3 protein-coding genes are annotated in these 3534 nt (G+C 66.4%); all 3 read left to right on the top strand.

The features are described from left to right. A partial coding sequence (locus HS053_RS21985) for a sialate O-acetylesterase (RefSeq protein ID WP_206677666.1) occupies window positions 1–1872 on the top strand: 1872 nt, incomplete at its 5' end. Next, complete coding sequence (locus HS053_RS21980) at window positions 1872–2624, top strand: LamG domain-containing protein (protein ID WP_174213378.1); 753 nt, start codon at window positions 1872–1874, stop codon at window positions 2622–2624. The genes HS053_RS21985 and HS053_RS21980, both read left to right, overlap by 1 nt. Window positions 2625–2761: 137 nt before the next feature. Next, the coding region (locus HS053_RS21975) for a DNA adenine methylase (RefSeq protein ID WP_174213377.1) at window positions 2762–3534 on the top strand (773 nt) is incomplete at its 3' end.

Genomic DNA, 3534 nt, shown 5'->3' with positions numbered 1-3534 from the left:
ACTGCTGCAGACCGGGTGCAGACCGGCCTCGACCGCACGGTGGCCGGGCAGGAGGCGCAGGTGGCGGCGGGCCACCGTTATGCAGCCGAGGCGGCAGCAGTGACGGCTGCCAGCGCTGCCGCGTTTTACGACACCATCGCGGCGGGCCGTGCGGCTGTCGCCGATGGCGCAAGCTTTGGCGTGCGCGCTGGCGGGGCGGACGGCTTGGCCCGGCCCAGCATTTACCGGCGCGACAGCAGCACGAGCCAGACGCTGATCGTGGAGCTTGCGCCGGGATCAGAGCTTTCGGCGGAGGTCGCGGCCCGCACCGATCTGGTCCGCGTCGCCAGCGCGCAGACCCTGCCGGACGGGCGTGCAGTTGTGGCGGTCGAGGTCGATGCCCTGGGCCGCGTCCGGCGGGCCACCCTGTCGGATGGGGTCGAGGTGGATTTTGCAGGGCGTGAGGCCGCAGGTCAGAGGTATCGACCCGATGGGGATGCGCTGGTGATCGAGGTGGCGGAGGTCGAAATCGGGCGCGACCGGGCTGTTGAAGCCCCATCCGATGTTGTCTGGGCGCCGATCTCCGACCCTCATGGCCGCCTGCCTCTGTCGATCGATGCAGCCGGAGCGGTGCGTCTGACCCCAGCCGAGGGGAGCCTTGACGACTATCTGACGGTCTGGGCTGGGCGGCAGGGCCTGTCGGCACAGCCCCGCCCGGTGATCCGCCCCGATCTCATGGCCATCGTGGTCTATGGCCAATCTCTGGCCGCCGGCGTGGCATCCACGCCCGCCCTGACCACAGCCCAGCCCTTTGATAACCTGATGCCCTTGGGCGGTCTCTTCGACGGCCCGGTCGATAGTCAGGGGCCGACCGGGGCACCCGTGGCTGCGGCCTTTGAACCGCTGCGCTACATCCAGCAAAACGCCAATCTTGGCGAAAATATCGCGCTTGGCGGGGCCAACATGCTGCGGGCGCGGACCGGCCAGCGGGTGTTGGCGTGGTGCGCCGCTTACGGTGGGCGGTCGATTGCACAGCTTTCTGCGGGCACCACCTATCACACCTGGTTGCTGCAGGCGGTGGCGCAACACCGGGCGCTGGCGCTGGCAGGCGGGCTGACCTACGGCCTCGGCGCGATCTGGTACATGCAAGGCGAGACGGACGCCACCAACAGCACGCCGATTGCCACCTACAAGGCGGCGCTTGCGGCACTGATCGACAGTATCAATGCCGCCTCTGGCCAAGCACACCCTGCGGTGCTGCTGACCTATCAGACGGCAAGCCACACTGTCCGGGACGGGGGCCGCCCGCCCGAAATCGCCATCGCACAATGGCAGGCCGCCAGCGAACATGACCAGATCGTTCTGGTCACGCCGACCTATCACGTTGCCTACAACGCGGACGACGTGCATCTGCCGCCGCATTCGACGCGCTGGTTGAGCCAGTACTTTGCCAAGGTCACCGACATCGTCTGCGTGCAGGGGCGGGAGTGGCGCCCTCTCGAGCCGATCCGGGCCACGCGGGCCGGGCGCATCATCGACATCACCTATCATGTGCCGGTGGGTCCGCTGGTGCTGGACCCGGGCCGGGTCAACGACCCCGGAAACTATGGGTTTACGGTGGTGACGGGCGGCGGCTCGGCCCTGACCATTGAGTCAGTGGCGCTGCGCGGCACGACCGCCGTGCGGATCGTGCTGGCCTCCGACCCGGGCGCCGAGGTGACGGTGCGTTACGCATGGGGTGCCAATGGCGAGGAGACGGGCCGCTGGTCCGGCGCCCGCGGCTGTCTGCGCGACAGCGATCCGGCCCAGTCCTACCACCTCGACGCGGTCGGGCGGCCCTACGAGCTGTTCAACTGGTGCGTAATCTCGCAAATCCAAACGGAGCAAATCTGATGAGCCAGACCATCGTGCGCCAACTGCCCGGCGTCTACTTTGACAACCCCGCCCTGCCGCGCATCGCGCTGCCCGGCGCCATCGCCGTGATCGACGGGCTGATCGGTGCCTACCGTTTTTCCGGGTCTGGCTATCTCTCGGACCTGTCAGGATATGGCCGGACCCTGACGGCAGTCGGGGCACCCGTGGTTGCGGGCGGCTATGTCACATGCTCGGATACGGCATATTTCGACACCGGCATCACGCAGGCCGAGGGCGACAGCTATAGCCTGCTGATCACCGCGCGGCTGTCGGCGCTGCCGGCATCGAACGCCTACATTGCCGGCAACCTGGAGACCGCAGTCTCCGGCTGCGCCTTTCTCTACCGCGCGACCGGGCGCCCCTATGCTCAGAGCCGCCACATGACCAACACGGCGACGAACGACATGATCGTCGCCAGCTCGACCGAACAGCCCATCCTGGCAACGACCTGGACGATGCAAAGCCTGCGGCACTCTGGCCGCGTCGCCAAATGGGACATCCCTCGACCCGCCTACAACTACACCCGGACGGCAGGCGATCTGACGACGAGATACAAGCCCGGCGCAGCCTCGTTGCGCATCGGTCGCGCGGTCACGGCCGGTGACACCACGGTGGGCCGCCAGATCGCAGAGGTGCTGATTTACAACCGGATGCTTTCTGATGCTGAGGTCACCGCGGCCTATGCCGGGATGCAGGCCTATGCCGCCACGGTCGGCATCACTGGCATCTGACAGTCGGCAAGAGGAGGCCGGAGGGCGTCACCGCCCCCCGGCATGGGGTTCGTTTCTCAGGCGCAACCCCCATCGACCAGCAGGTGCTTCATGGCCGCATCCGCCCCGAGGGGCAGCGGCAGAGGAGCACGATTCGGATGAATATCCCCCTAACGCCGGTGACGCCGGTTGCCCCTGTGGCCCCCTGGATCGGGGGTAAGCGCAACCTCGCCAAGCGCATCTGCACCATTCTCGACACGGTTCCCTGCACCACCTATGCCGAGCCGTTTGTCGGCATGGGAGGCATTTTCTTGCGACGGACACGATGTCCGCGGGCTGAGGTGATCAACGATGCCGGGCGCGATGTGGCCAACCTGTTCCGCATCCTGCAGCGCCATTATCCGCAGTTCCTGGACGTGCTGCGGTTCCAGCTGACCACCCGGTTCGAGTTCAACCGGCTGGTCGACACCAACCCCGAGACGCTGACCGACCTCGAGCGCGCAGCGCGCTTTCTCTATCTGCAGCGCACCGCCTTTGGCGGCAAGGTGTCGGGCCGCAACTTCGGGGTGCAGACCGGTCGCCCCGGCCGCTTCAACCTGACGACGCTGGAGCCGATGCTGGAAGACCTGCACACGCGGCTGTCGGGCGTGGTGATCGAGTGCCTCGACTTCGGCGAGTTCATCCGGCGCTATGACACGCCCGGCACCCTGTTCTACCTCGATCCGCCCTATTGGGGTTCGGAGGGAGACTATGGCAAACACCTTTTCAGCCGGTCCGATTTCCAGCGTTTGGCGGACCATTTAAAGGCCCTTCAAGGCGGGTTTCTGATGTCGATAAACGATGTCCAGGATATAAGGGATATCTTCGCCTGGGCGCGGATCGAGGAGGTGCAGACCAGCTATTCGATCGGGGGCAAGGGTCAAAGCAAGCC

This window comes from Tabrizicola fusiformis (assembly GCF_013328815.1).
Classification (GTDB): Bacteria; Pseudomonadota; Alphaproteobacteria; order Rhodobacterales; family Rhodobacteraceae; genus Fuscibacter.
This window is presented reverse-complemented; position numbering and strand designations above follow the sequence as displayed.